The sequence below is a fragment of the Leifsonia sp. PS1209 genome (genome assembly GCF_012317045.1).
GTDB lineage: Bacteria > Actinomycetota > Actinomycetes > Actinomycetales > Microbacteriaceae > Leifsonia.
On sequence record NZ_CP051154.1, the window covers coordinates 55,618 to 78,655 of the forward strand.

Here is a 23,038-nt window from a genome sequence, read left to right on the forward strand (position 1 = left end):
CGCTCGGCCGGGTCAGTCCTGGGCTGAGCCCCGGGAGGCGCTCGCGTCGAGCCGGTGCGCGAGGGTCTCGCGGCGGCGGGTGAGGGCGGCGATGGTCCTGTCGAGGTCGGCGATGCTGTCCCGGTACGCGTCGACGGATGCGGGGCACTCGTCGCTGTACGCGTGTCCGGTGCCGAGGCAGTCGATGAACGGCGACGCTTTGCTGGGGGAGATGCCGGAGTCGGCGAGCTCGCGGATCTCGGCGACGGCACGCAGCTGGTCGTCGGTGTAGTCGCGGTAGCCGTTGGGCAGGCGGTCGGGGAGCACGAGGCCCAGGCTCTCGTAGTAGCGCACGGCTTTCACCGTGACCCCGGCGCGTTCGGCGAGTTCGCTGATCTGCATGGTGTTCCTCCGCGTTCCTCCGCCCACAGCGTAAACCCTGACCCGCGGGTCAAGGTCAATCGGGCGTACACTAGTTAGTGCACTAACGAAGTGAGGAGATCATGTCCGGAAGCTTCATGCGCTGGTACACGCGGATGAACGAGAAGTTGATCAGCGTCGCCGGCCCAGCGCAGCTCGGCGCAGGTCACCCGGAAGGTCCAGATCACCGCTCCGCCGCGTCGCCCTGCCCCATCTGCGGCCGCCCGATGACCGAGCACACCGTGCTCCGGCCAGAAGGCCAGCGCGACGCCACGCGGCTCGTCTGCCCGTAACGCGGCTCGCGTCTGCGCGCCTCGCGCCTTCCGCGGACGCGCCTACGCCGTGCGCAGCGCCGCCGCGATGATCGCGTGCAGCCCCTCGCGCAGGTGCTCCAGCTCGCTGACCGGCAGCCCCAGCTTCGCCACGATCTGGCCCGGGATCTTCTCCGCCTCCGACCGCAGCGCCCTGCCGGTCTCGGTGAGCGTCACCTCGAGCGTGCGCTCGTCGGTCGTGCTGCGCTTGCGCTCCACGTAGCCGGTGGCTTCGAGCCGTTTCAGCAGCGGCGACAGCGTCGCGGGTTCCAGCTGGATGGCCTCGCTCAGCTCTTTCACCGACCGCGGGTCCCGCTCCCACAGTGCGAGCATCACCAGGTATTGCGGATGCGTCAGCGACAGCGGTTCGAGCACAGGGCGGTACAGCGCGATCACGCTGCGAGCGGCGACCGCCAGGCCGAAGCAGACCTGGTTCTCCAGGGCGAGCAGGTCATCGGACACGATTCGAGTCTACGTCCGGCGGCGGCGCGTCCTCGCGTTCGGGCGGCTCAGAAGTCGTCGGAGCGCGTGCGCTGCTCCTGGATGCGCTCGCCCGTCGCCGGGTCGACGCCACCGCGCCGGATGGTCGTGGTCTGCCGTCTGCGCAGCATGAAGATGAGGGACAGGATGAACACCACCACGCCGGCGCCCATCAGGATGTAGCCGACGAGCTGCACGTCGATCCACGACACCTGCACGTTCAGCGCGAACGCGAGGATGGCGCCGACCACCACCAAGAAGATGCCACTGCCGATGCCCATGAGCGCTTCCCTTCGGTCGACGTGCGGCTCACGTTACTCCGGTCGGCTTCGCGGGGCGACGTCGGCTAGTCAGCGCGGGAGAACTCCGACGCCCTGGCCACCTGGTCGGGCGTGAGGGTGACGCCCGTGTACCGCTCGAACTGGCGCGCGGCCTGCAGCGCGATCACCTCGGCGCCCGTGATGACCTTCGCACCGGATGCGCGTCCGGCCACGATCAGCGGCGTCTCCGACGGGAACGCCACCACGTCGAACACCGTGGAAGCCGAGGCGATGTGGTCGTCGCCGAACGCCGTCACGCTCTCGCTCTCGCCGCGCATCCCGAGCGGGGTGACGTTGACGATCACGTCGAAGCCGGGCTCCGGGTCGGTGGCCACCCAGGCGTAGTCGTACTTCTCGGCGAGCGAGGAGCCCGCCACCTCGTTGCGGGCGACGATGGTCAGGTCGTCGAAGCCGGCGCCGCGGAACGCCGCGACGACCGCCTTCGCCATGCCGCCGGAGCCGCGCAGCAGCACGCGCTGCGCCGGGTCGACCTCGTGCTCGGCGAGAAGAGCGGCGACGGCCTCGTAGTCGGTGTTGGACGCGGTCAGCACACCGTCGTCGTTGACCACGGTGTTCACCGACTCGATCGCGAGAGCGGACTGCTCCATCACGTCGACCAGCGGGATGATGGCCTCCTTGAACGGCATCGACACCGAGCAGCCGCGGATGCCGAGAGCCCGGATGCCGCGCACGGCGCCCTCGAGGTCGGTGGTGGTGAACGCCTTGTAGATGAAGTTCAGGCCGAGCTCGTCGTAGAGATAGTTGTGGAACCGGGTTCCGATGTTGCTCGGCCGGGCTGCGAGCGACATGCAGACCTGCATGTCCTTGTTCAGGATGGGCATGCGCCAATTCTCGCAGGTCAGCCCAGGCGGTACGCCCGGCGTGCGGCCCCGCCGAACACGTCGGTGCGCTCCTGCTCGCTCAGCCCCGCGGTGAGTGCGCGGGCGACCGCGGTGGTCTCCGCATACGTTCCCGCGAGGGTGGAGACCGGCCAGTCCCCGCCGAACAGCACCCGGGATGCGCCGAACGCGTCGAGTGCGTGGTCGGCGTACGGCTGGAGGTGGTCCCCGATGGTGGTGAGGCCGGAGAGCTTGGTGGAGACGTTGGGGTGCGCGGCCAGCGCGGTCATCAGGGACGCCCACGGCTCCCTCTCTGCCGCCGAACTCGCCGAGCCGGCCGGCGGGGTGCCGAGGTGGTCGACGACGATGCGCAGTTCCGGCTGCTCCTCCGCGAGCGAGACGGCGAGCTCCAGGTGGCGCGGAAGCACGCCGATCACGTCGAAGGCGATGCCGTGGACGGCGACGACGGCTAGGGAGCGGCGGACCGCATCCCGTGCCAGCCAGTCGGCGTCCGGTTCGTCGTGGATGAGGTGGCGCACCCCCACGAACCCGGGATGCGCCGACCACGTCTCCAGCTGGGCGGCGGTCGCGGCTGGGTCGAGCAGGTCGACCCAGGCGACGACGCCCGCGACCAGCGGCGAGGAGGCGGCGACGGCGAACATCGCCTCGGAGTCCTCCACCGAGTTCGCCGCCTGCACGAGCACGGCGCCGTCGACGCCCTCCGCACGCAACTGGGGCTCGACCTCGGCGAACGCGAACGTGCGGTTGATCGGCGCCAGCGCGTCGGTGAGCCACGGGTACGCGACCTTCTCGAGATCCCAGAGGTGCAGGTGGGCGTCGACGGTCATGCTCAGGCGTCCAGTTCGAAGCGGATGAGCGCCGGACCGGCGATGGATGCGTCCGGCAGGGTCACCGCGAGCGTGTCGCCGTCGCGCGTCACGGCGACGGGGGTTCCGTCGGCGAGGCGGGCGGAGGCCGCGTCGACCGCGGGCGAGACCCCGCCGATGGTGACAGCGCCGGATGCGTCGACGAACGCGTTCGCGACGTCGCCGCTGCGCGTCCAGCGCACCCACGGGTCGGAGCCCGCCGCCGCGATCGACGTGTCCAGGGTGGTCGAGCCGAACACCGCGTCCCCGTTCACGGCGTTCCACGCTGCCAGGTGCTCCAGGGTGCGTCGCTGCAGGTCCGGGACCGTCCCTCGGGCGGTGAGACCGACGTTGAGGAGCAGGTTGCCGCCGCGCGAGACGATGTCGACGAACGTCTTCACCGCATCCGGGCCGCTCAGCAGGTGGGTTTCGTCTTCGAGCGTGTTGTGGCCGAACGAGTATCCGATGCCGCGGCAGTTCTCCCAGCCGCCGTCGCCCTCCACGCTGAGTCCCTGCTGGTATTCGCTGGTGCGGAAGTCCCAGTGGGTGGTGCCCCAGCGGTCGTTCGCGACGCCGTCCGGGGTGGTGGCGTAGAACTTCTCGAACAGGTTCTCCATCGAGAACGGCCCGGAGGGCTTGCCGGCGTCCGGCCACTCGATGTCGCCCCAGAGCACGTCGGGGGAGTACCGCTCGATCAGGTCTTCGACGTGCTTGTACGCGTACTCGGCGTATGCGGCGTCGACGGGGCGGCCGAACTCCTGGCCCTCGTCGGTGATCGGCGGCAGCTGCGAGAAGTGCCAGTCGAGCCCGCCGGAGTAGTAGACGCCGAAGCGGAGGCCGGCATCCCTGGTGGCCTTCTCGAACGCGCCGATCAGGTCGCGCTTCGGGCCGCGGGCGACCGTGTTGCGGCCGTCGGTGCCGGGAGCATCCCACAGGGTGACGCCGTCGTGGTGCTTGGTGGTGGGGACGAAGTAGCCTGCTCCCGTGCTCTTCACGAGGGCGATGAACGCCTCCGGATCGAACTCGTCGGGGTTCCAGGCGTCGAGGAAGTCGTCGTACGGAGCGCCGCCGAACGCGTCCTTCTGGTGCTGGGCAGCCGGGCTGCCCTCGATGCGGATCGTGTTGAAGTACCACTCTGCGTAAGGATTGTGCGCGAACCAGTACTGCTTCTCGATGGTGCCGAGTTCGCCGATCGGCTCAGCCCAGGCCGGAACGGAGTACGGGCCCCAGTGAACGAAGATGCCGAGCTTGGCGTCGCTGAACCAGGACGGGAGCTCGTGCTGGAACCGCTGGTAGTTCTCGGGGCGGACGGGGTCGTCAGTGAACATGGCCACGCTGAGATTCTCCTTCTTCGTTGAATGGATTGTGGGACGCATCCCAAGTCCATATCCTATAGGCAATAGCATCCCTACTCAAAGGAGAGTTCTCCCCGTGGATTCGACCCTCACCGCTCTACCCGACTCGTTCGTGCGTCCCGCCGACTTCCAGCTGCCAGGCGGGGAGTGGTTCATCGGCGCAGGATTCGGCCTGTTCGTGCACTGGGACCACGCCAGCCAGCAGGGCATCGAGATCTCCTGGCCACTGGTCGGCCGGTCCATCATCCCCGGCTCCGACGCGGTCGAGGACACCGTCAGCGTCGAGCAATACCAGTCGACGGCGCCCACCTTCAACCCGGTCGACTGGGATGCGGTCGCCCTCGCCCGCCTGGCCAAGCGCGCCGGTGCCCGCTACGTCGTGTTCACCGCCCGCCACCACGCCGGATACTCGATGTTCCACACCGCGCACTCCGACTTCGGCATCGAGCACTCGCCGTTCGGTCGCGACATCACCCGCGAGTTCGTCGAGGCGATCCGCGCAGAGGGCATCCGGGTGGGCATCTACTACAGCCTCCCCGACTGGAACCACGCAGACTACCCGGCCTTCCAGGACAGCGACCGCCCGTACCCGCTGGAGCACTGGCCCGCCGCGGCAGACCCGGCCAACGCCGGCACTCCTGTCGCGGAGGACAAGCACCGCCGGCCGACGCCGGAGGCCTGGGCGCGCTACCAGGACTACCTGCGCGGGCAGCTCACCGAACTGCTCACCGGCTACGGCACCATCGACCTGCTCTGGTTCGACGGTGAGTGGGAGCGCTCGGAGCAGGAATGGGACAGCGCGGGGCTGCGCGCCCTCATCAAGTCGCTGCAACCGGATGTGGTCATCAACGACCGCCTGCTCGGCCAGGGCGACTACAAGACGCCGGAGCAGGGCTTCCCCGTGACGGCGCCGACGGGTCCGTGGGAGCTGTGCCTGACCATCGGCCAGATGTGGGCGTGGCGGCCGGGAGACACCAAGAGCAAGTCCACCACCTCGCTCGTGACCACACTGATCGAGGTGGCGAGCCGCGGAGGCAACCTGCTGCTCAACATCGGCCCCAAGGGCGACGGCAGCCTCAACGAGTCGCAGGTGCAGACGCTGGACGAGATCGGCCAGTGGATGGATGCGCATGCCGAGAGCGTCGTCGGCGTCTCGCCGACCGTCGGCGTCGACTACTACGGGCCGTCCACCGCCCGGCCGGGGACGATCTACCTGCACCTGGTGATGCGGCCGATCGAGCAGGTGATCGTGCGGGGCATCCCGGTGGGCCGGGTCACGGGCATCCGGTTGCTGGCGACGGGCGAGCAGCTGCCGTACGAGGTCAACTACGAGGTGCACGAGCAGGCGTCGCGGGATGCCGAGCCGCTGGGCGAGCTGCTGATCCCCGCGCCCGCCGCATCCGGGGCCGTCGTCGACGTGATCGCGATCGACTTCGCCTGACCGGCACAGACCGGGTCGACTACTTGACCGGCCGGGGCGCAGCAGCTTATGCTCCCCATAACCTATATCAAAGACCCTATAGGATCGCGGATCCGCCCCTCGGAGCGAGACCGCGGAACAGCAGGCTCAGTAGGCGATCACATTTGATGAATCCAATGGAGGAGGCACAGCAAGTGACACCACGAACCACGCGCGCGGCGGGACGTATCGGAACCGCAATCGTATTGGCAGGAGCCCTCACGGCGCTCGCAGGATGTGCGGGCGGAGGCGGGGGCAACGCGTCCGGCGGCCCCATCTCGATGTACACCTGGGTCAGCAGTCAGAGCGACCGCGACCAGTGGGAAGGCTTCATCGACCTCGGCAAGAAGGTCGACCCGAAGCTCGACGTGACCATCGACGGCCCGAGTTTCAACGACTACTGGACGAAGGTCAAGACCCGCCTCAGCGGCTCCAACCCGCCCTGCCTGCTCACCACGCAGGCCGCGCGGGCCCAGGAACTCGGCGGGCTGCTCATGCCGCTCGACGACCTGATCAAGAAGTACAAGCTCGACACCTCGGCGTTCGACGCGTCCATGCTCAAGGGCATGACGGTCGACGGCACGATCCGCGCCATCCCGTACGACGCCGAGCCGATCGTCCTCTACTACAACGTGGATGCGTTCAAGAAGGCCGGTCTGGAGCTGCCGAGCACGACGTACTCGCGCGAGCAGTTCCTCTCCGACGCGAAGAAGCTCACCACGGGCGACCACAAGGCGCTCGCGATCGAGCCGGGCTTCTTCATCCCGAACGCCTGGGCCATCGCCGACGGCGCAGAGGCCGTGAAGGGCGGGAAGCTCGACCTGACCAACTCCAAGCTGGTCGACCAGGTGCAGTCGTACTTCGACCTGGTCAGCAAGGAGGGCATCGCGGCGGCGCCGAACGCGGCGGACGGCTCCGATGTGGCGCAGGCCGCGTTCACCGGCGGCTCGACCGACATGCTGATCGAGGGACCGTGGATGTACGGCACCTTCGCCTCGGCGGCCAAGTTCCAGATGGGCGTGACCATCGTCCCGAGCACGTCGGGCGAGGCGCACGGCATGACGGCCGGCTCCGGCTTCGGCATCGCGAAGAACTGCAAGGACCCGGACGGCGCGTTCAAGGCCATCCAGGCGATGACGGACACGAGCGTGCTCAAGGGCCAGGCGGAGAAGCGCGGCATCGTCCCGTCCAGGGCTGACGCACAGTCCGCCTGGGCGGAGGGCAAGACGCCCGAGGCCGCTGCCGCCGTGCAGGCGCTGCTCGGCAACGCCACCGCGCAGCTCACCACGCCCACCTGGAACCAGGTGGAGACCCTGTTCACCCAGTACGGCGTCGAAGGGTACCGCGGTGACAAGACGGCCAAGGACGTGATGAACACGATCCAGAACTCGGTGGGGCAGTAGCCGCATGGCTTCCCCGCTGATCTCGGGCGCCGTCGTCTCGAAGGAGACGGCGGCGTCCGCCGCGCCCGAATCGACGGAGACGCGCCCGTTCGGCGTGCCCCACCCCACCCCGCCGCGGGGCACCAGGAAGCGGAAGGGCGACGGCCTCGTCGCCCTCGCATATCTGTGGCCCGGCCTCGCGGGGTTCACGTTCTTCATCCTGGTGCCGCTGCTCGGCTCGCTGGTGATCAGCCTGTTCGAGTGGCCGCTGTTCGGCTCGCCGACGTTCGTCGGGTTCGCCAACTACCAGAAGCTGTTCTCCGACCCCACGTTCTACACGGTCCTGATCAACACGGTGATCTTCGCGTTCGTCTACACAGCGCTCAACCTGGTGCTCGCACTGGCCGTCTCGCTGTGGCTGAACACGAGGATCAAGTTCTCCGGCTTCTGGCGCGTGATCTTCTTCCTCCCCGCCATCACGCCGATGGTGGCGAACGCCCTGGTCTGGCGGTTGCTGCTGAGCGACAACGGCCTCGTGAACTCGGCGCTCGCATCCGTCGGCATCCAGGGTCCCAGCTGGCTGTCGGACGCGTCGTTCGCCCTGTTCTCGGTGATCGCGATGTCGGTGTGGCAGTCGTTCGGCTACAACGTGATCGTGCTCTCCGCCGGTCTCGGAAGCATCCCGAAGGAAATCCTCGAGGCGTCCAGGATGGACGGCACGAGCGCCTGGCAGCGGCTGCGGTCGATCATCCTGCCGATGATCTCCCCGTCGCTGTTCTTCACCATGACGATGACCATGATCGGTGCGTTCCAGGTGTTCGTGCAGCCGCAGATCCTGACCCAGGGCGGTCCGGGGGAGTCGACCAACACGTTCGTGCTCTACCTGTACCGCAACGGTTTCGTCTTCGACAGGCTCGGCTACGCGTCGGCGCTGGCGTGGATCCTGTTCATCGTCGTGATGCTGATCACCGCCCTGCAGTTCGCCGGGCAGAAGAAGTGGGTGAACTATGACAAGTGAGACGCTGACCCGCAAGCCCCGCCTGCGCCGCGCCCAGAAGGTCACGGCCGCCAAGACCTGGCTGAACACCCTGGTGATGGCCGTCGTGGCGCTGGTGTTCACCTTCCCGTTCATCTGGATGTTCTTCTCGGCCCTCAAGCCGGAGTCCGAGGTGTTCTCGGCGAAGCCGTCGTTCATCGGCTCCGAGGTGAAGTGGTCCAATTTTGTGGATGCGTGGACCCTGGTGCCGTTCGGGCGCTTCATCTTCAACGGCTTCTTCGTGGCGATCATGGGCGCACTGCTGTCGGTGATCGTCGCCGTGCTGTCCGCCTACGCGTTCTCGCGGCTGCGCTTCAAGTACCGCGACCGTCTGTTCCTGCTCTACGTGCTCACGCTCGTGCTGCCGCAGGAGGTGCTGGTCGTCCCGCTGTTCATCATGATGAACCAGCTGGGCCTGGTCGACACGTACGCGGCCCTGATCATCCCGTTCGCGTTCACCGCGTTCGGCACGTTCCTGCTCCGGCAGTTCTTCCTGACCATCCCGATCGAGTTCGAGGAGGCCGCGCTGATCGACGGCGCCTCCCGGTTCCGCACGCTCTGGTCGGTGCTGCTGCCGCAGCTCACGGCACCGCTGTCCGTGCTCGGCGTGTTCTCGTTCGTCGGCTACTACAACTCCTACCTGTGGCCGCTGATCATCATCAACAGCCAGGAGCTCGCGACCGTGCCCCTCGGCCTGTCGATGTTCACCGGAGAGCACGGCACCCAGTGGAGCCTGATGATGGCCGCATCCACCCTGGCGATCATCCCGTCGCTGATCATCGTGGCCGTGCTGCAGCGCCAGCTCATCAAGGGCGTCGCGCTCGGCGGCTTCGGCGGCCGGTGATGGCCGTCGTCGCACGCACCGGCACCGCCGGCACCGGCCCCTCCGGCACCCACCCCACCCCGAAAGCAGAGCAGATGACCTTCGCACCGCCCATCGACCGCATCGCCGTGGACGGCACCATCGTCTTCGCGGAGGCCTGGCTGAGCGACCTCGAAGTGGAGACGGTCCGCACAGACGCCGTGCAGTCGTTCGTGAAGCAGGAGACGATCTTCGTGCGCATCCGGACAGCGGGCGGCGTGGAGGGGATCGGCTACAGCTACACGATCGGCACCGGAGGCGGCGCCGTGCTCAGCCTGCTGCGATCCGGCCTGCTCGACGTGCTGCTCGGGATGGACGCCAACCGTCCGGAGGCGGTGTGGCACGCGCTCTTCTCGTCCACCCGCGCCACCACGGTCGGTGCGATCACGTCGCTCGCGCTCGCCGCCGTCGACACCGCCGTCTGGGATGCGCGCTGCGTCGCCGCCGGCCTGCCGCTGTGGGTGGCGGCGGGTGGAGCGCGGCCGAGCATCCCGTTGTACGACACCGAGGGCGGCTGGCTGCACTTCAGCGCGGAGGAGCTGGTGGCGCAGGCCGTCGAGTCGAAGGCGCGCGGGATGCACGGGGTGAAGATCAAGGTCGGCAAGCCGCGCGGGCACGAGGACTTCGAACGCCTCGCCGCCGTGCGGGATGCCGTCGGCCCCGGCATGGACATCATGGTCGACGCCAACCAGTCGATGACGGCCGCCGAGGCCATCCGGCGAGCGGCCCTGTTCGAGAAGCTCGACATCTTCTGGTTCGAGGAGCCGCTGCCCGCCGAAGACGTCGCAGGGCACCGCAGGCTCGCGGAGGCGACCAGCCTGCCGGTGGCGGTGGGGGAGTCGATCTACTCGGTCGGGCACTTCCGCGAGTATCTGCAGTCCGGTGCGGCGTCGATCGTGCAGGTGGATGTGGCCAGGGTCGGCGGGGTCACGCCGTGGCTGAAGGTCGCGCACCTCGCCGAGGCGTTCAACGTCGCCGTCGCCCCGCACTTCCTGATGGAGCTGCACGTCTCACTGTGCTGCGCCATCCCGAACGCCCTCTACCTGGAGCACATCCCGCAGCTGCGCGCCGTGACGCGCAGCGAGATGACCGTCAGCGACGGCGCGGGCGTCGCGCCGACCACGCCGGGCCTCGGCATCGAGTGGGACCTCGACGCGATCGACGATCTGAGGGTGAGCTGATCAGAATGGAGACTGTGAACATCGCCACCGCATCCCGGACATTCGGCCGGGGCGGCCTGACGGTCGGGCCGATCGGCTACGGCGTCGCAGCCCTCGGCAACCTCTACCGGCCGCTCGCCGACGACGTGTGGCCCGGCATCGTGCCCGCGGCGTGGGAGGCGGGCATCCGGTACTTCGACACGGCCCCGCACTACGGCCTCGGCCTCGCGGAGAAGCGGCTGGGCGCCGGTCTGCAAGAGTACCCGAGGGATGCGTTCGTCCTGTCGACCAAGGTCGGTCGCGTGCTGGAGCCCAACCCGGACTATCGCGAGGGGGACACCGACCTCGGAAACCTGTTCGCGGTGCCGTCGACCCTGCGCCGCCGGCTGGATTATTCGCGTGACGGCGTGCTGCGGTCCATCGAGGACTCGCTGACCAGGCTCGGCCTCGACCGCATCGACGTGGTGTTGGTGCACGATTCGGATGAGCACGAGCGGGAGGCGCTGGACGGCGCGTTCCCCGCACTCGACGAGCTGCGCGCCCAGGGCGTCATCCGGTCGTACGGCGCCGGCATGAACCAGTCGGCGATGCTGACGAGGTTCGTGCGGGAGACCGACCTGGACATCGTGATGTGCGCCGGCCGGTACACGCTGCTCGACCCGTCGGCCGAGCAGGACCTGCTGCCGGCCGCCGCGGAGCGCGGGGTGTCCGTGGCCGTCGCCGCGGTGTTCAACTCGGGCATCCTGGCCACCGACCGCCCGGTGGCGGGCGCGACGTACGACTACGGTGCCGCCCCGGATGCGCTGCTCGCGCACGTCTCCCGCATCGCCGACATCGCCGCCCCGCACGGCGTGACCGTGCCGCAGCTGGCCGTGCAGTTCCCGCTGCGCCACCCGGCCGTCGCCACGGTCGTGCTCGGCGCGGACTCGGCAGCGCAGATCACCCGGAACGCCGGATTGGCCGCTGTTCCCGTGCCGGACGCGCTCTGGGCGGAGCTTTCCGAGGCGGGACTTCTGCCGTGAGAATCCTGCATCCTCTATCCTCTCTTTCCCTCCGACGAAGCCATACGATGTCTGCATGAGCACCGAATCAGCACCAGGCGCGCACTTCCTCCCCGCGAGGAGGGCGCTCGCCGACGACGTGTACGACGCCGTCCTCGGCCTGCTCATGGACCAGATCATCGAGCCGGGCAGCCGGGCCAGCATCGACGGCATCGCCCGCCAGCTCAACGTCTCCCCGACCCCGGTCCGCGAGGCCCTCGCACGCCTGGAATCGGAGGGCCTGGTGGTCAAGCAGGCGCTCAAGGGCTACACCGCCGCGCCGCTGCTCGACAGCGAGGGCCTGCGCCAGCTCTTCGAGATGCGGCGTCTGATGGAGCCGTACGCCACCCGCAAGGCGGTGGGCGAGCTCACCACGGAGACGCTCGCGGAGCTCGAAGAGCTCTGCGACGCCATGCACGCCAGCGGAGAGGCGGCGCAGAGCGGGGACGACCGGTTCCGCGACTACCGCGACTTCGCCGACCAGGATGCGGCATTCCACCGCATCATCGCCGAGCACTCCGGCAACGCGCTGCTCTCCGACGCCATCGCGCGGCTGCGGTCGCACATGCACCAGTACCGCGTCTACTTCAAGCACGGCGTGGTCGAGGAGACCTCCGGCGAGCACGAGGCCGTCCTCGAAGCACTGCGCGTGGGGGACGCCGAAGCCGCAGAGAAGGCGATGCTCGACCACATCACCAAGTCGTACACGCGCATCTCCGCCAGCCTGGCAGACGCCGACCAGCACAGCTGACCCGCGCCCCACATCCCCATCCAGTATCTCCGTCCAAGCGGAGTTCCTGCCGGTCGCGCCCGAAAACTCCGCTCGAACGGAGGACACGCCGGGCCTTCGCGCGCGTTCTCCGCACGAAGCCACCACGTCCAGCGATGGCAAATTCGCGCATATCCACCTATATCCAATAGGATGTTGTCTATCAGTCGACGCGAGGGTGCTCGGCGATGGATGGGAAGGGATGCGCGTGAGCATCGTCACAGGATTCGAAACACTGGACGTCCGGTTCGAGACGTCGGCCATGCTCGACGGCTCCGACGCGATGAACCCGGACCCGGACTACTCGGCCGCCTACCTGCGGGTCACCACCGACGCCCCGGACGGCCACGAGGGCCACGCGTTCGTGTTCACGATCGGTCGTGGAAACGACGTGCAGGTCGCGGCCATCGACGCCGTCGCCCACCGGGTGATCGGGCGGGACGTCGAGGCGATCCTCGACGACCTCGGCGGGTTCTGGCGCGAGTTCGTCTACGACTCGCAGCTGCGCTGGCTCGGCCCGGAGAAGGGCGTCATGCACATGGCCATCGGCGCCGTCGTGAACGCGTTCTGGGACATCAAGGCCAAGCGTGCCGGCCTCCCGCTCTGGCAGCTCCTCTCCCGCATGACGCCGGAGCAGATCGCCGACCTGGTCGACTTCCGCTACCTGAGCGACGCGCTCACCCGCGACGAAGCCATCGCGATCCTCCGGGATGCGCTCCCCGGCCGCGCAGAGCGCGAGGCCGACCTGCTCGCCGTCGGCTACCCCGCGTACACGACCACGCCCGGCTGGCTCGGCTACTCCGACGACAAGCTGCGCCGCCTGGCGCGCGAGGCCGTCGAGGAGGGCTTCGAGCAGATCAAGCTCAAGGTGGGCGACAACCTGGACGACGACATCCGGCGCCTCGGCATCGCGCGCGAGACCGTCGGCCAGGACATCCGGATCGCCATCGACGCCAACCAGCGCTGGGACCGCGACCAGGCCATCGAGTGGATCCACGCCCTCGAACCGTTCGGCCTCGCCTGGGTGGAGGAGCCGACCAGCCCCGACGACATCCTGGCCCACGCCGCCATCGCCGCGGCCATCGCCCCGGTGCCGGTCGCGACGGGGGAGCACGGGATGAGCAGGGTGCTGTTCAAGCAGCTGCTCCAGGCGCGAGCAGCCTCCATCGTGCAGATCGACTCCACCCGCGTCGCCGGCGTCAACGAGAACATCGCGATCCTGCTGCTCGCCGCCAAGTTCGGCGTGCCGGTCTGCCCGCACGCGGGCGGTGTCGGCCTCTGCGAGGCCGTGCAGCACTTCTCGATGTTCGACTTCGTGGCGGTCTCCGGCAGCCAGGACGGCCGGATGATCGAGTACACCAAGCACCTGCACGAGCACTTCGTCTCGCCGGTCGACGTCACGGGAGGCCGCTACCGCGCCCCGCTCACGCCCGGCATCGGCATGGAGATGCACGAGGCCTCCCTCGCCGCCCACACCTTCGCCGTCCCGGCCGCCGTCTAGCCCTCGGGCAGCCGGTCCGGCGCAGCCGCTAGCGCCGCGGGCGCAGGGAGTACATGCCGCCGTCGACCGCCAGGATGACGCCGTTCGTCGACGCCGAGGTCGGCGACGCGAGGTACGCGACCGCCTCCGCGACCTCCTGCGGCTGCACGAGGCGGCCGTTCGGCTGGCGGGCGGCGAGGGCTGCGCGCTCCGCATCCGGATCGGTGGCTGCGTCGAGCAGGCGGCCCACCCATGGGGTGTCGGCCGTGCCGGGGGCGACCGCGTTGACGCGGATGCCGAGCGGCAGGCAGTCGGCGGCGATGGCGAGCGTCATCGCCGAGACCGCGCCTTTCGACGCCGAGTACAGCACGCGCTGGGGGAGCCCGGCCCACGCCGCGATCGAGCTGGTCAGCACCACGGCGGCGGACGGTGACTGCTGCAGGTGCGGCAGCGCGTGGCGGATCGTGCGGGCCGAGCCGATCACGTTCACGTTGAGCACGCGCATCCACTCGTCGTCGTCGTTGGCGAGCACGTCGCCCTGCGCTCCGATGCCCGCGTTGGCGACCACCACGTCCAATCGCCCTGCGTCGGCCACCACGGCGGCTATCGCGTCGCGCACGCTGGCGTCGTCGCCGATGTCGCACCGGATGCCCGTGTGCGGCGCCGAGACGGCCGCGGCGTCGAGGTCGAGGCAGAACACCCGTGCCCCCCGGGATGCGAGCTCGTCGGCGATCGCCCTGCCGAGCCCGGATGCGCCTCCCGTGACCGCGGCCACGAGTCCTGCGAAGTTCTGCGACATCGTCGTCTCTCCCTGCGTCAGTCGGCCGCGCGCACGGTCGTGCGCTGCTGTCCGAGTCCGTCGATGCCCAGCTCGACCACGTCGCCGGGCGCGAGGTACGGGAACCGGCCGGACAGTCCGACGCCTTCCGGGGTCCCCGTGTTGATCAGGTCGCCCGGTTCCAGCACCGTGAACTGGCTGAGCCGGTAGACGATCTCGGCCACGCTGAAGATCAGGTCGCTCGTGGTCGACTTCTGGCGCTGCTCGCCGTTGACCGTCGACCAGATGCCGAGTCCCGAGCCGTCGCCGATGGATGCGGTCGGCACCAGCCACGGACCGAGCGGGTTGAACGTCGCGAAGCTCTTGCCCTTGCTCCACTGCCCGAGCGAGCGCTGCAGCTGGTACTCGCGCTCGGACACGTCGTTGGCGACAGTGAAACCCGCCACGTAGTCGAGCGCCTCGGCCGGCGACGAGAGGTAGCTGGCGCGCTTCCCGATCACCGCGGCGAGCTCCACCTCCCAGTCGGTGGTGGTCGATCCCGGTGGCATGATGACGGCGTCGTCCGGCCCGACGACCGTGTTGGGGTGCTTGTAGAACACGACGATGTCGCTGGGCGGCTCGGAGCCGGATTCGCGCGCGTGGGCCGCGTAGTTCATCCCGATGCAGATGACGGCCGTCGGCCGGGCGATCGGCGCGCCGACGCGCATCCCGGCGGGGTCGACCGTCGGCAGCTCGCCCGCGCCGGCCGCTTCCGCCGCACGCGCGAGGCCGTCTGCGTCGAGGAAAGCGCCGTCGATGTCGGCCGTGAGCCGGCGCAGATCCCAGGTGGTGGTCCCGTCGCTCACGACGGGGATCTCCGCTCCTGGCTGGCCGAGTCTCTGGAATCGCATCGTCGGGGTCGGCAGAGTGGGCATCGAGGGTCCTTTCGCTCGTCCATGAACCCTATTACTATTTCCTATAGTATTCCAACACTGCAGGAGAACACGGAGAACACTATGCGCGTCGCCCTCCACTCCGTCGTCCGCGACGGCCACGAATCCGGCTACGAGGAGGCGCACGCCACGATCCCGGACGACCTGGTCGCGTCGTTCGCGCGGGTCGGAATCCGCGACTGGACCATCTGGCGCAGTGGCAGGGACCTCTTCCACCTGGTCGACTGCGACGACTTCGCCGCCGCGATGGATGCGCTCGACAACGACGAGGCGAACGCCCGCTGGCAGGCGTTCATCGGCCCGTACGTCGACCACTTCGTGAGCACCGGCGATGGCCCGGCCGGGATGATCGTCGGCGAGGTCTGGAGCCTGGCGGCGCAACGGGAGGCGTCCGGCGCGCCCACCCCCTGAGAAACCTGAAGTCACGTTGTGCCCCAACCGTGGGGTTACGTTCACAACTTGACTACAACACTCCTCTCCTGCACCCTTATCGCATGACCGCCACTTCGGGCTCTCTCGTACGTGGCGCACGCAACCCCGGGTCGCAAGGCGCACTGAGGCACTTGAACCAGGAGCGACTCTTCGAGTTCCTCCTCGCCAACGGCCCTTCGACCCAGGCGGAGCTTGCGCGCGGAACGGGACTGTCGACCGCCACCGTCTCGAACATCGTCAGGGACATGGCGGCCAAAGGTGTGGTCGCCACCTCCCCGGTGAACAGCGGCGGCCGTCGAGCCCTGCTGGTGCAGCTGACCGACACCGGCGACATCGCCGTCGGCGTCGACTTCGGTCGCAGGCACGTCAGGATCGTGCTCACGACGCTCGGCTACGAGGTGCTGGCCGAGGAGGCCATCGCCCTCCCGCTCGGCTACGACGTGGACGAGAGCCTGCAGGCCGCCTCCGACCTCATCGACAGGATGCTCGCCGCCAACGGCTGGGAGCGCGAGTCGGTCCTGTCCGTCGGGGTCGGCATCCCCGGCCCGATCGACCGCAGGACGGGCACCGTGCTGCAGGGCGCGATCCTGCCGGAGTGGGTCGGCGTCAACCTGCGCGACCTCGAGAACGCCTTCCGCTTCCCCGTCGTCGTGGACAACGACGCCAATCTCGGAGCGCTCGCCGAGGTGACCTGGGGCGCCAACCGCGGCGTGCGGAACCTCATCTTCGTGAAGATCGGCTCCGGCATCGGCGCAGGGCTGATCCTCAACGGCCAGCCGTATTACGGCTACCTCGGGATCACCGGCGAGCTCGGGCACACGCCGGTCACCGAGCACGGCGTGATCTGCCGCTGCGGCAACCGCGGCTGCCTCGAAACGGTCGCGTCCACCACGGTGATGCTCGAATCCCTCGGCCGCGGGTCCGAGACGCCGGTGACCACCGAGGACATCCTCCGCAAGGGCCTCCAGCGCGATCCGGCCACCCTGCGCGTCGTCGGCGACGCCGGCTCGGCGATCGGCCAGGCCATCGCCAACATCGCCAACGTCATCAACCCGGAGCTGGTGCTGATCGGCGGCCCGCTCGCCGGGCTCGGGGATGCGCTGCTCGACCCCATCCGGCACGGGATCCTGCAGAACGCCATCCCTGTGATCGGCGAGACCACCACCGTCCGGATGTCGTCCCTCGGCGACAGGGCGGAGTCGCTCGGGGCTGCCGCGCTGGTGATCCAGGCCTCGCTCGCCGGGCGAGACTGACGCGCGACCGACGCAGACCGCGCCGCAAACATCCAGACCGTTATTTACTTGTTGTGTTCACTGTTTGACGCCAAGCCCGAACTTAGCGTTTACTACTTAGGCAGATGGTTCGCAGTTAGCAACAACCCGAAGGAGCGACGATGCCGTCGAACGCAGTCATCCTGGAGATGCGCGCGATCACCAAGGAGTTCCCTGGTGTGAAGGCACTCGAGGATGTCTCCCTCACCGTCAAGGCCGATGAGATCCACGCGATCTGCGGCGAGAACGGTGCAGGAAAGTCCACGCTGATGAAGGTCCTCTCCGGCGTGTACCCGTATGGGACGTACACCGGGGACATCGTCTACAACGGCCAGGAGATGCGCTTCAAGGACATCCGGTCCAGCGAGCACGAGGGCATCGTCATCATCCACCAGGAGCTGGCGCTCATCCCGGAGCTGTCGATCACCGAGAACATCTTCCTCGGCAACGAGCCCGGTCGCGGCGGCGTCATCAACTGGCAGGAAGCCAAGACCCGCGCCACCGAGCTGCTCGCGCGCGTCGGCCTCAGCGACGACCCTGACACCCCGATCAAGAACATCGGCGTCGGCAAGCAGCAGCTGGTCGAAATCGCCAAGGCTCTGAACAAGTCGGTCAAGCTCCTCATCCTCGACGAGCCGACCGCTGCGCTCAACGAGGCGGAGTCCGCCCACCTGCTCGACCTCATCCTGGGGCTGAAGAGCAAGGGCATCAGCTCGATCATGATCAGCCACAAGCTCAACGAGATCGAGCGCGTCGCCGACGAGATCACGATCATCCGCGACGGCCGCACCATCGAGACCCTCAGCGTGAAGGCGGACGGCGTCGACGAAGACCGCATCATCCGCGGGATGGTCGGCCGCACGCTCGAGAGCCGCTTCCCCGAGCACACGCCCAACATCGGCGAGAAGTTCTTCGAGGTGAAGAACTGGGTCGTGCAGCACCCGCAGGTCGCGGAGCGCCTGGTGGTCAAGGACTCGTCGTTCTTCGTCCGCCGCGGCGAGATCGTCGGCTTCGCCGGGCTGATGGGTGCGGGACGCACCGAGCTCGCGATGAGCATCTTCGGCCGCTCGTACGGCAACTTCATCTCCGGTGAGCTCTACAAGGACGGTCAGCAGATCCAGGTCCGCAACGTCAGCGACGCCATCGACAACGGGATGGCGTACGTGAGCGAGGACCGCAAGGTGCTCGGCCTCAACCTCCTCGACGACATCAAGGAGTCGATCGTCTCCGCCAAGCTCAAGAAGATCTCGCGCTTCAACGTGGTCAACGACCAGCAGGAGTTCGCGATCGCGGAGGAGTACCGCAAGAGCCTGCGCATCAAGACCCCGGATGTCGAACGCGGCGTGAGCACGCTGTCCGGCGGCAACCAGCAGAAGGTCGTCCTGGCCAAGTGGATGTTCACCGACCCCGACCTGCTCATCCTCGACGAGCCCACCCGCGGCATCGACGTCGGCGCCAAGTTCGAGATCTACGGCATCATCCAGCAGCTCGCAGCGCAGGGGAAGGGCGTCATCGTCATCTCCTCCGAACTGCCGGAGCTGCTCGGCATCTCGGACCGCATCTACACGATCTTCGAGGGCCAGATCACCAATGAGCTTCCGATCGCGGAGGCCACCCCAGAAACGCTCCTGAAAAGCATGACATCCGCCAAGAAGAGGGTTGCCCGATAATGACCACACAGATTCCCGAAAAGAAGAAGTCCGGGGGTATCCGCGACCTCGGCAAGATGTTCGGAAGCGGCCAGTCGACCGGACGCCAGTTCGGCATCCTCGGCGCCCTCGTCGTCATCATCATCCTGTTCGAGATCCTGACCGGCGGCAAGACGCTCGAGCCGGTGAACCTGATCAACCTGGTCAACCAGAACGCATACGTGCTCGTGCTGGCGATCGGCATGGTCATGGTGATCATCGCCGGCCACATCGACCTGTCGGTCGGTTCCGTGGCCGCCGTGGTGGGCATCGTGGTCGCCAAGTCGATGACCGACTGGCACGTTCCGTGGCCGCTCGCGATCATCCTGGGCCTCCTGATCGGTGTCGCGATCGGCGCATGGCAGGGCTGGTGGGTCGCATACGTCGGCGTTCCCGCGTTCATCGTGACCCTGGCCGGCATGCTCATCTTCCGTGGCCTCAACCAGCTGATCGGAAACGCGAACACCATCCCGGTCCCCGACGGCTTCACCTTCATCGGCGGCGGCTTCCTGCCCGACTGGGGACCCGACTTCGGCTACAACAACTCGACGCTGCTGCTCGGCCTCATCATCGCGATCGTGATCGCCGTGATGGAGTGGCGCACCCGCCGCAACCAGACCAAGATGGGCTCCGAGAAGGCGCCGCTCTGGGTCAGCGTCTTCAAGGTGCTCGTGCTCGACGCCGTCGTCATCTACGCCGCGTTCCTCTTCGCCGGCGGCCGCATCGGCACCAGCTTCCCCGTCTCCGGCATCATCCTGGGCATCCTGGTGATCGTCTACTCGTTCGTGACCCGCAGCACGATCTTCGGCCGTCACATCTACGCGGTCGGCGGCAACTGGCACGCTGCCGAGCTGTCCGGCGTCAAGATCAAGCGGATCAACTTCTTCGTGATGATGAACATGTCGGTGCTCGCAGCACTGGCCGGCATGATCTCGGTCGCCCGCTCGATCTCGTCCGGACCGCAGGACGGCCTCGGCTGGGAGCTCGACGCCATCGCCGCTGTGTTCATCGGTGGTGCAGCGGTCTCCGGTGGTATCGGAACCGTCGCAGGCTCCATCGTCGGTGGTCTCGTCATCGCCGTCCTCAACAACGGCCTGCAGCTGCTCGGCGTCACCTCCGACAAGGTGCAGATCATCAAGGGCCTCGTGCTCCTCATCGCCGTCGGCATCGACGTCTACTCGAAGCGCCGAGGGGGTCCGTCGTTGATCGGCAGACTCACGCAGCGCCGCGAGAAGAGCGTGGACGCCGCCGGAGCCGACCAGCCGGCCGTCGTGCCGGACGCCGACTCCGCCGAAGCGAGCTCGCGCTCGCTGACCAACTGATCCATCCCCCCTAAGACTTACCCGTCTGTTCCATCCCTGCACCACCTCAACAAGAGAAAGCGAAATACACAGATGCGCAAAATCGCACTCGCGACAGTGGCTGTCGCTGCTGCCGCCGCGCTGGCCCTCTCGGGCTGCTCGAGCCGTGGCTCGTCGGGCGACTCCACCGGAGCCGCCGGCTTCGACAAGGGCGCCACGATCGGCGTCGCCCTCCCGACTAAGACGTCGGAGAACTGGGTTCTCGCCGGTGACCTGTTCACCAACGGGCTCAAGGACGCCGGCTTCAAGGGCGACGTCCAGTACGCCGGTGGCTCTGGCGTCTCCGACCAGCAGTCGCAGATCCAGTCGATGATCACCAACGGCGCCAAGGTCGTCATCATCGGCGCCGTCGACGGTGGCCAGCTCGCCGCGCAGGCCAAGGCCGCGCACGACGCCGGCGCGACCGTCATCGCGTACGACCGCCTCATCCTCAACTCGCCGAACGTCGACTACTACGTCGCGTACGACAACGAGAAGGTCGGCGAGCTCCAGGGCCAGGCCCTGCTCGACGGCATGAAGGCCAAGTACCCGGACAAGACGAAGTACAACATCGAGCTGTTCTCCGGTTCGCCGGACGACGCGAACTCGAAGGTGTTCTTCGACGGCGCCATGAAGATCCTCAAGCCGAAGATCGACGACGGGACGCTGACGGTCGTCTCCAAGCAGACCGACATCAAGCAGACCTCGACCCAGGGCTGGCTGCCGGCGAACGCGCAGACCCGCATGGACACCCTGCTCGCCGCGAACTACGGTTCGACCGAGCTCGACGGCGTCCTGTCGCCGAACGACACCCTGGCCCGCGCCATCATCACCTCGGTGCAGGGCGCAGGCAAGCCGGTCCCGATCGTCACCGGTCAGGACTCCGAGGCCGAGTCGGTCAAGTCGATCATGGCCGGCGTGCAGTACTCGACCATCAACAAGGACACCCGCGCGCTGGTCAAGCAGGCCATCGCGATGGTCTCCGACCTGCAGCAGGGCAAGAAGCCTGAGACGAACGACGACAAGTCGTACGACAACGGCGTGAAGGTCGTCCCGGCCTACCTGCTCACCCCGGTCGTCGTCACCAAGGAGAACGCGGCGAAGGCGTACGCCAACGACCCGACCCTCGAGCCGCTGACCAAGTAGTCCCCAGCAGCGAAACACACGAGGCCGGACCCCGATCGGGGTCCGGCCTTCGTGCTGTCCGCCGTGGGCGGTGCGTGCGAGGATTGGGACGAGTGGAAGGGGGCTGGACGTGCTCGCGAGAACCGCATCCCGTCGTGCTGCATCCCGGGTCGTGGCGGCGTGCGCCGGGGCCGTCGCCGTCGCCGTGCTGCTGGCAGGCTGCATGCCAGGAATGGCCGGGCGCCCCGCGTCCCTCACCTTCGCGGACGGCTCGGCCCTCAGCGAGGCCGACGCCGGCGCGATCTCCTTCTACACCGACCTCGACCGCGTCTCCGGATGGGCGGTCGAGCCCGGCGGGGACGCCGAGTACATCGAATACCGGCAGCGCGGCACCGGTTGCCTGGTCAGCCTCGACCGCTTCGACGTCGCCGATGAGGACTACGTGATCGACGGGGACGACGCCCGCTCCTCCGCCGCCCTCGTGGACGCGACCAGCGACCTGCACGAGAACCGGGCCCTGCGCGCCCGCTCCGTCGTCGCGCTCAACGACACCGCAGCATCCGGTGCTGGCAGGACGATGGATGTGCTGCGCATCGTCTTCGCGCCCGTCGACTCCGGCGTCACCCGGCACGACGCAGCGCTGGTGCGCGTCTTCGCCGGTGCGGGAGTGGGGCTCGTCGCGCAGGCGAGTTGTGGAACGGACAGGGCGTTGCGGAACGCGATGACCGTGCTCCGGCGTCACGTCGCATTCGTGGTCGAGCGCTAGCAGACGAAGATCGAGGCCGGTGCGGTTTCCCGCTCCGACCTCGATCTCTGGTTCCCCCCGGATGTTCGCCCCCGGTCGAACGTCTGACGCCAGGCTATTCGGGGGTGTGCAGCCGAGGCATCGGGGCTGGCACGGATCTTCCCGACCGTGCCAGCCCGGGATGCGCGTGTCAGCTTTTCAAGGTGCCGAGCACGCCGCCGATGCGGGCGATGTACGCACTGACCTGCGCGGCGGCCGCCGGGCCGTCCCCTGCCCTGGTCGCGGTGCTCAGGCCGCCGACGAACTCGCGGACGGCCTCGGTGTTCACCTGGTTGTTGAGCTTGCGAGCGATGCGGCGCACCTGCGGCATGACGTTGGAGAGGGTGCGCAGCCGCACCGGATTGCCCTCCACCCGCACGTACATGGTGGCCAGGTGCTCGAAGGCGCGTACGTAGCGGCTGGTGTCGTTGTCTCCTGCCGCCTCGACCAGGGTCTCCGCGATGTCGTCGAGGAGGTGGAGGTCGTCGTCCGGCCAGAACCCGTGGCTGCGGAGAGCAGCGCCGGCCCAGAGGTCGCCAGCCACCTCGATGGCGGAGCGCACGCCGTCGACGTCGAAGGCGGCGACCCTCGTGTACCGGTTGCGCTCCATCTCGACGAGGCCCTGCTCCAGGAGGCGGTCGAGCGCGTGCCGGATGGGGGTGCGCGAAATTCCCAGCCATTGCACGAGCTCGGGATCGCGGAGGCGCTCGCCCGGCTCGAGCGTGCCGTCCATGATCGCCGCCTCGATGCGCGTATACGCCTCGTCGGAGAGGGAAACCCGGGCGACGTGATCTGTCGGCATCGGCATGGGAGCTCCTTATTCAATAAGAGGTTGTGAAGCTTAGATGCTCAATGATAAACTATAAATATAACCTGGCGATAGCTCGCCACTTCTAGACTCTGGCCGTGATTCGGGTATCCGGCCAGTGC

Annotated in this window: 24 protein-coding genes; 15 read left to right on the top strand and 9 right to left on the bottom strand. The window is 68.0% G+C overall.

All coding sequences use genetic code 11. The features are described 5' to 3' along the window. Window positions 1-12 precede the first annotated feature (12 nt). On the bottom strand, window positions 13-381 hold the full coding sequence (locus HF024_RS00305; protein ID WP_085367498.1) for a MerR family transcriptional regulator: 369 nt from the start codon (window positions 379-381) through the stop codon (window positions 13-15). Between the two features lie 101 nt (window positions 382-482). Between HF024_RS00305 and HF024_RS00310 the strand changes: the two genes are divergently transcribed. Further along, entirely contained in the window at window positions 483-692 is a 210-nt protein-coding gene (locus tag HF024_RS00310) for a hypothetical protein (RefSeq protein WP_055897053.1), read from the top strand. Window positions 693-734: 42 nt separating this feature from the next. Here the strand turns inward: HF024_RS00310 and HF024_RS00315 are convergent, their stop codons facing one another. From HF024_RS00315 to HF024_RS00335, 5 genes are all read right to left on the bottom strand, one after another. Continuing rightward, window positions 735-1,172 carry a MarR family transcriptional regulator gene (locus HF024_RS00315; protein WP_168688270.1) on the bottom strand — a complete coding sequence of 146 codons (438 nt, stop codon included), beginning with the start codon at window positions 1,170-1,172 and terminating at the stop codon, window positions 735-737. Between the two features lie 47 nt (window positions 1,173-1,219). Further along, window positions 1,220-1,471 carry a DUF6458 family protein gene (locus HF024_RS00320; RefSeq protein ID WP_085367500.1) on the bottom strand — a complete coding sequence of 84 codons (252 nt, stop codon included), beginning with the start codon at window positions 1,469-1,471 and terminating at the stop codon, window positions 1,220-1,222. Between the two features lie 65 nt (window positions 1,472-1,536). Further along, window positions 1,537-2,352 carry a shikimate 5-dehydrogenase gene (locus HF024_RS00325; RefSeq protein WP_168688271.1) on the bottom strand — a complete coding sequence of 272 codons (816 nt, stop codon included), beginning with the start codon at window positions 2,350-2,352 and terminating at the stop codon, window positions 1,537-1,539. Between the two features lie 17 nt (window positions 2,353-2,369). Then, entirely contained in the window at window positions 2,370-3,197 is an 828-nt protein-coding gene (locus HF024_RS00330) for an amidohydrolase family protein (protein ID WP_168688272.1), read from the bottom strand. A 2-nt stretch (window positions 3,198-3,199) separates the two neighbouring features. Continuing rightward, on the bottom strand, window positions 3,200-4,543 hold the full coding sequence (locus HF024_RS00335; protein WP_247597467.1) for an alpha-L-fucosidase: 1,344 nt from the start codon (window positions 4,541-4,543) through the stop codon (window positions 3,200-3,202). A 103-nt stretch (window positions 4,544-4,646) separates the two neighbouring features. On the opposite strand from HF024_RS00335, the gene HF024_RS00340 reads away from it, so the two are divergent. The 8 genes from HF024_RS00340 to HF024_RS00375 all read left to right on the top strand — a co-directional run bounded on the left by HF024_RS00340 (window position 4,647) and on the right by HF024_RS00375 (window position 13,779). After that, window positions 4,647-6,011 (top strand): alpha-L-fucosidase, encoded by a 1,365-nt coding sequence (locus tag HF024_RS00340; protein WP_168688274.1) that lies wholly within the window; start codon window positions 4,647-4,649, stop codon window positions 6,009-6,011. A 224-nt stretch (window positions 6,012-6,235) separates the two neighbouring features. After that, window positions 6,236-7,432 (top strand): extracellular solute-binding protein, encoded by a 1,197-nt coding sequence (locus HF024_RS00345; protein WP_247597221.1) that lies wholly within the window; start codon window positions 6,236-6,238, stop codon window positions 7,430-7,432. A 4-nt stretch (window positions 7,433-7,436) separates the two neighbouring features. Next, window positions 7,437-8,429: a sugar ABC transporter permease gene (locus HF024_RS00350; RefSeq protein ID WP_085367506.1), complete on the top strand. Its 993-nt coding sequence runs from the start codon at window positions 7,437-7,439 to the stop codon at window positions 8,427-8,429. Continuing rightward, window positions 8,419-9,291 carry a carbohydrate ABC transporter permease gene (locus HF024_RS00355; RefSeq protein ID WP_085367507.1) on the top strand — a complete coding sequence of 291 codons (873 nt, stop codon included), beginning with the start codon at window positions 8,419-8,421 and terminating at the stop codon, window positions 9,289-9,291. The genes HF024_RS00350 and HF024_RS00355 overlap by 11 nt, the downstream gene beginning before the upstream one ends. Further along, window positions 9,291-10,490 carry a mandelate racemase/muconate lactonizing enzyme family protein gene (locus tag HF024_RS00360; protein WP_247597222.1) on the top strand — a complete coding sequence of 400 codons (1,200 nt, stop codon included), beginning with the start codon at window positions 9,291-9,293 and terminating at the stop codon, window positions 10,488-10,490. The genes HF024_RS00355 and HF024_RS00360 overlap by 1 nt, the downstream gene beginning before the upstream one ends. Window positions 10,491-10,504: 14 nt before the next feature. Next, the gene (locus HF024_RS00365) at window positions 10,505-11,491 is read left to right on the top strand and encodes an aldo/keto reductase (protein WP_247597223.1); all 987 of its coding nucleotides are present in this window, start codon (window positions 10,505-10,507) and stop codon (window positions 11,489-11,491) included. 55 nt (window positions 11,492-11,546) lie between these two features. Continuing rightward, window positions 11,547-12,260, top strand: coding sequence for a GntR family transcriptional regulator (locus HF024_RS00370; protein ID WP_168688276.1), 714 nt, complete (start codon window positions 11,547-11,549; stop codon window positions 12,258-12,260). Window positions 12,261-12,486: 226 nt separating this feature from the next. Next, a complete protein-coding gene (locus HF024_RS00375; protein WP_168688277.1) occupies window positions 12,487-13,779 on the top strand; it encodes an enolase C-terminal domain-like protein in 1,293 nt (430 codons plus the stop codon). Between the two features lie 28 nt (window positions 13,780-13,807). Here HF024_RS00375 and HF024_RS00380 read toward each other — a convergent pair whose 3' ends face one another. Both HF024_RS00380 and HF024_RS00385 read right to left on the bottom strand, forming a co-directional pair. Beyond that, the gene (locus HF024_RS00380) at window positions 13,808-14,557 is read right to left on the bottom strand and encodes an SDR family oxidoreductase (RefSeq protein ID WP_085367510.1); all 750 of its coding nucleotides are present in this window, start codon (window positions 14,555-14,557) and stop codon (window positions 13,808-13,810) included. A gap of 17 nt (window positions 14,558-14,574) precedes the next feature. Then, window positions 14,575-15,426 (bottom strand): fumarylacetoacetate hydrolase family protein, encoded by an 852-nt coding sequence (locus tag HF024_RS00385; protein WP_168690700.1) that lies wholly within the window; start codon window positions 15,424-15,426, stop codon window positions 14,575-14,577. A gap of 105 nt (window positions 15,427-15,531) precedes the next feature. On the opposite strand from HF024_RS00385, the gene HF024_RS00390 reads away from it, so the two are divergent. The 6 genes from HF024_RS00390 (at window position 15,532) to HF024_RS00415 (ending at window position 22,090) form a co-directional block, all read left to right on the top strand. After that, window positions 15,532-15,879 (top strand): L-rhamnose mutarotase, encoded by a 348-nt coding sequence (locus HF024_RS00390; protein ID WP_168688278.1) that lies wholly within the window; start codon window positions 15,532-15,534, stop codon window positions 15,877-15,879. Between the two features lie 83 nt (window positions 15,880-15,962). Then, entirely contained in the window at window positions 15,963-17,153 is a 1,191-nt protein-coding gene (locus tag HF024_RS00395; protein ID WP_085367512.1) for an ROK family transcriptional regulator, read from the top strand. Between the two features lie 140 nt (window positions 17,154-17,293). After that, window positions 17,294-18,841 (top strand): multiple monosaccharide ABC transporter ATP-binding protein, encoded by a 1,548-nt coding sequence (gene mmsA, locus HF024_RS00400; protein WP_085367513.1) that lies wholly within the window; start codon window positions 17,294-17,296, stop codon window positions 18,839-18,841. Continuing rightward, window positions 18,841-20,181, top strand: a complete 1,341-nt coding sequence (gene mmsB, locus HF024_RS00405) for a multiple monosaccharide ABC transporter permease (protein ID WP_168688279.1) — start codon at window positions 18,841-18,843, stop codon at window positions 20,179-20,181. The genes mmsA and mmsB overlap by 1 nt, the downstream gene beginning before the upstream one ends. 72 nt (window positions 20,182-20,253) lie before the next feature. Then, window positions 20,254-21,345, top strand: coding sequence for a sugar-binding protein (locus HF024_RS00410; RefSeq protein WP_085367515.1), 1,092 nt, complete (start codon window positions 20,254-20,256; stop codon window positions 21,343-21,345). Between the two features lie 109 nt (window positions 21,346-21,454). Continuing rightward, the gene (locus HF024_RS00415; RefSeq protein WP_168688280.1) at window positions 21,455-22,090 is read left to right on the top strand and encodes a hypothetical protein; all 636 of its coding nucleotides are present in this window, start codon (window positions 21,455-21,457) and stop codon (window positions 22,088-22,090) included. A gap of 169 nt (window positions 22,091-22,259) precedes the next feature. Here HF024_RS00415 and HF024_RS00420 read toward each other — a convergent pair whose 3' ends face one another. Beyond that, window positions 22,260-22,916, bottom strand: a complete 657-nt coding sequence (locus HF024_RS00420; RefSeq protein ID WP_168688281.1) for a GntR family transcriptional regulator — start codon at window positions 22,914-22,916, stop codon at window positions 22,260-22,262. Window positions 22,917-23,038: the final 122 nt, after the last annotated feature.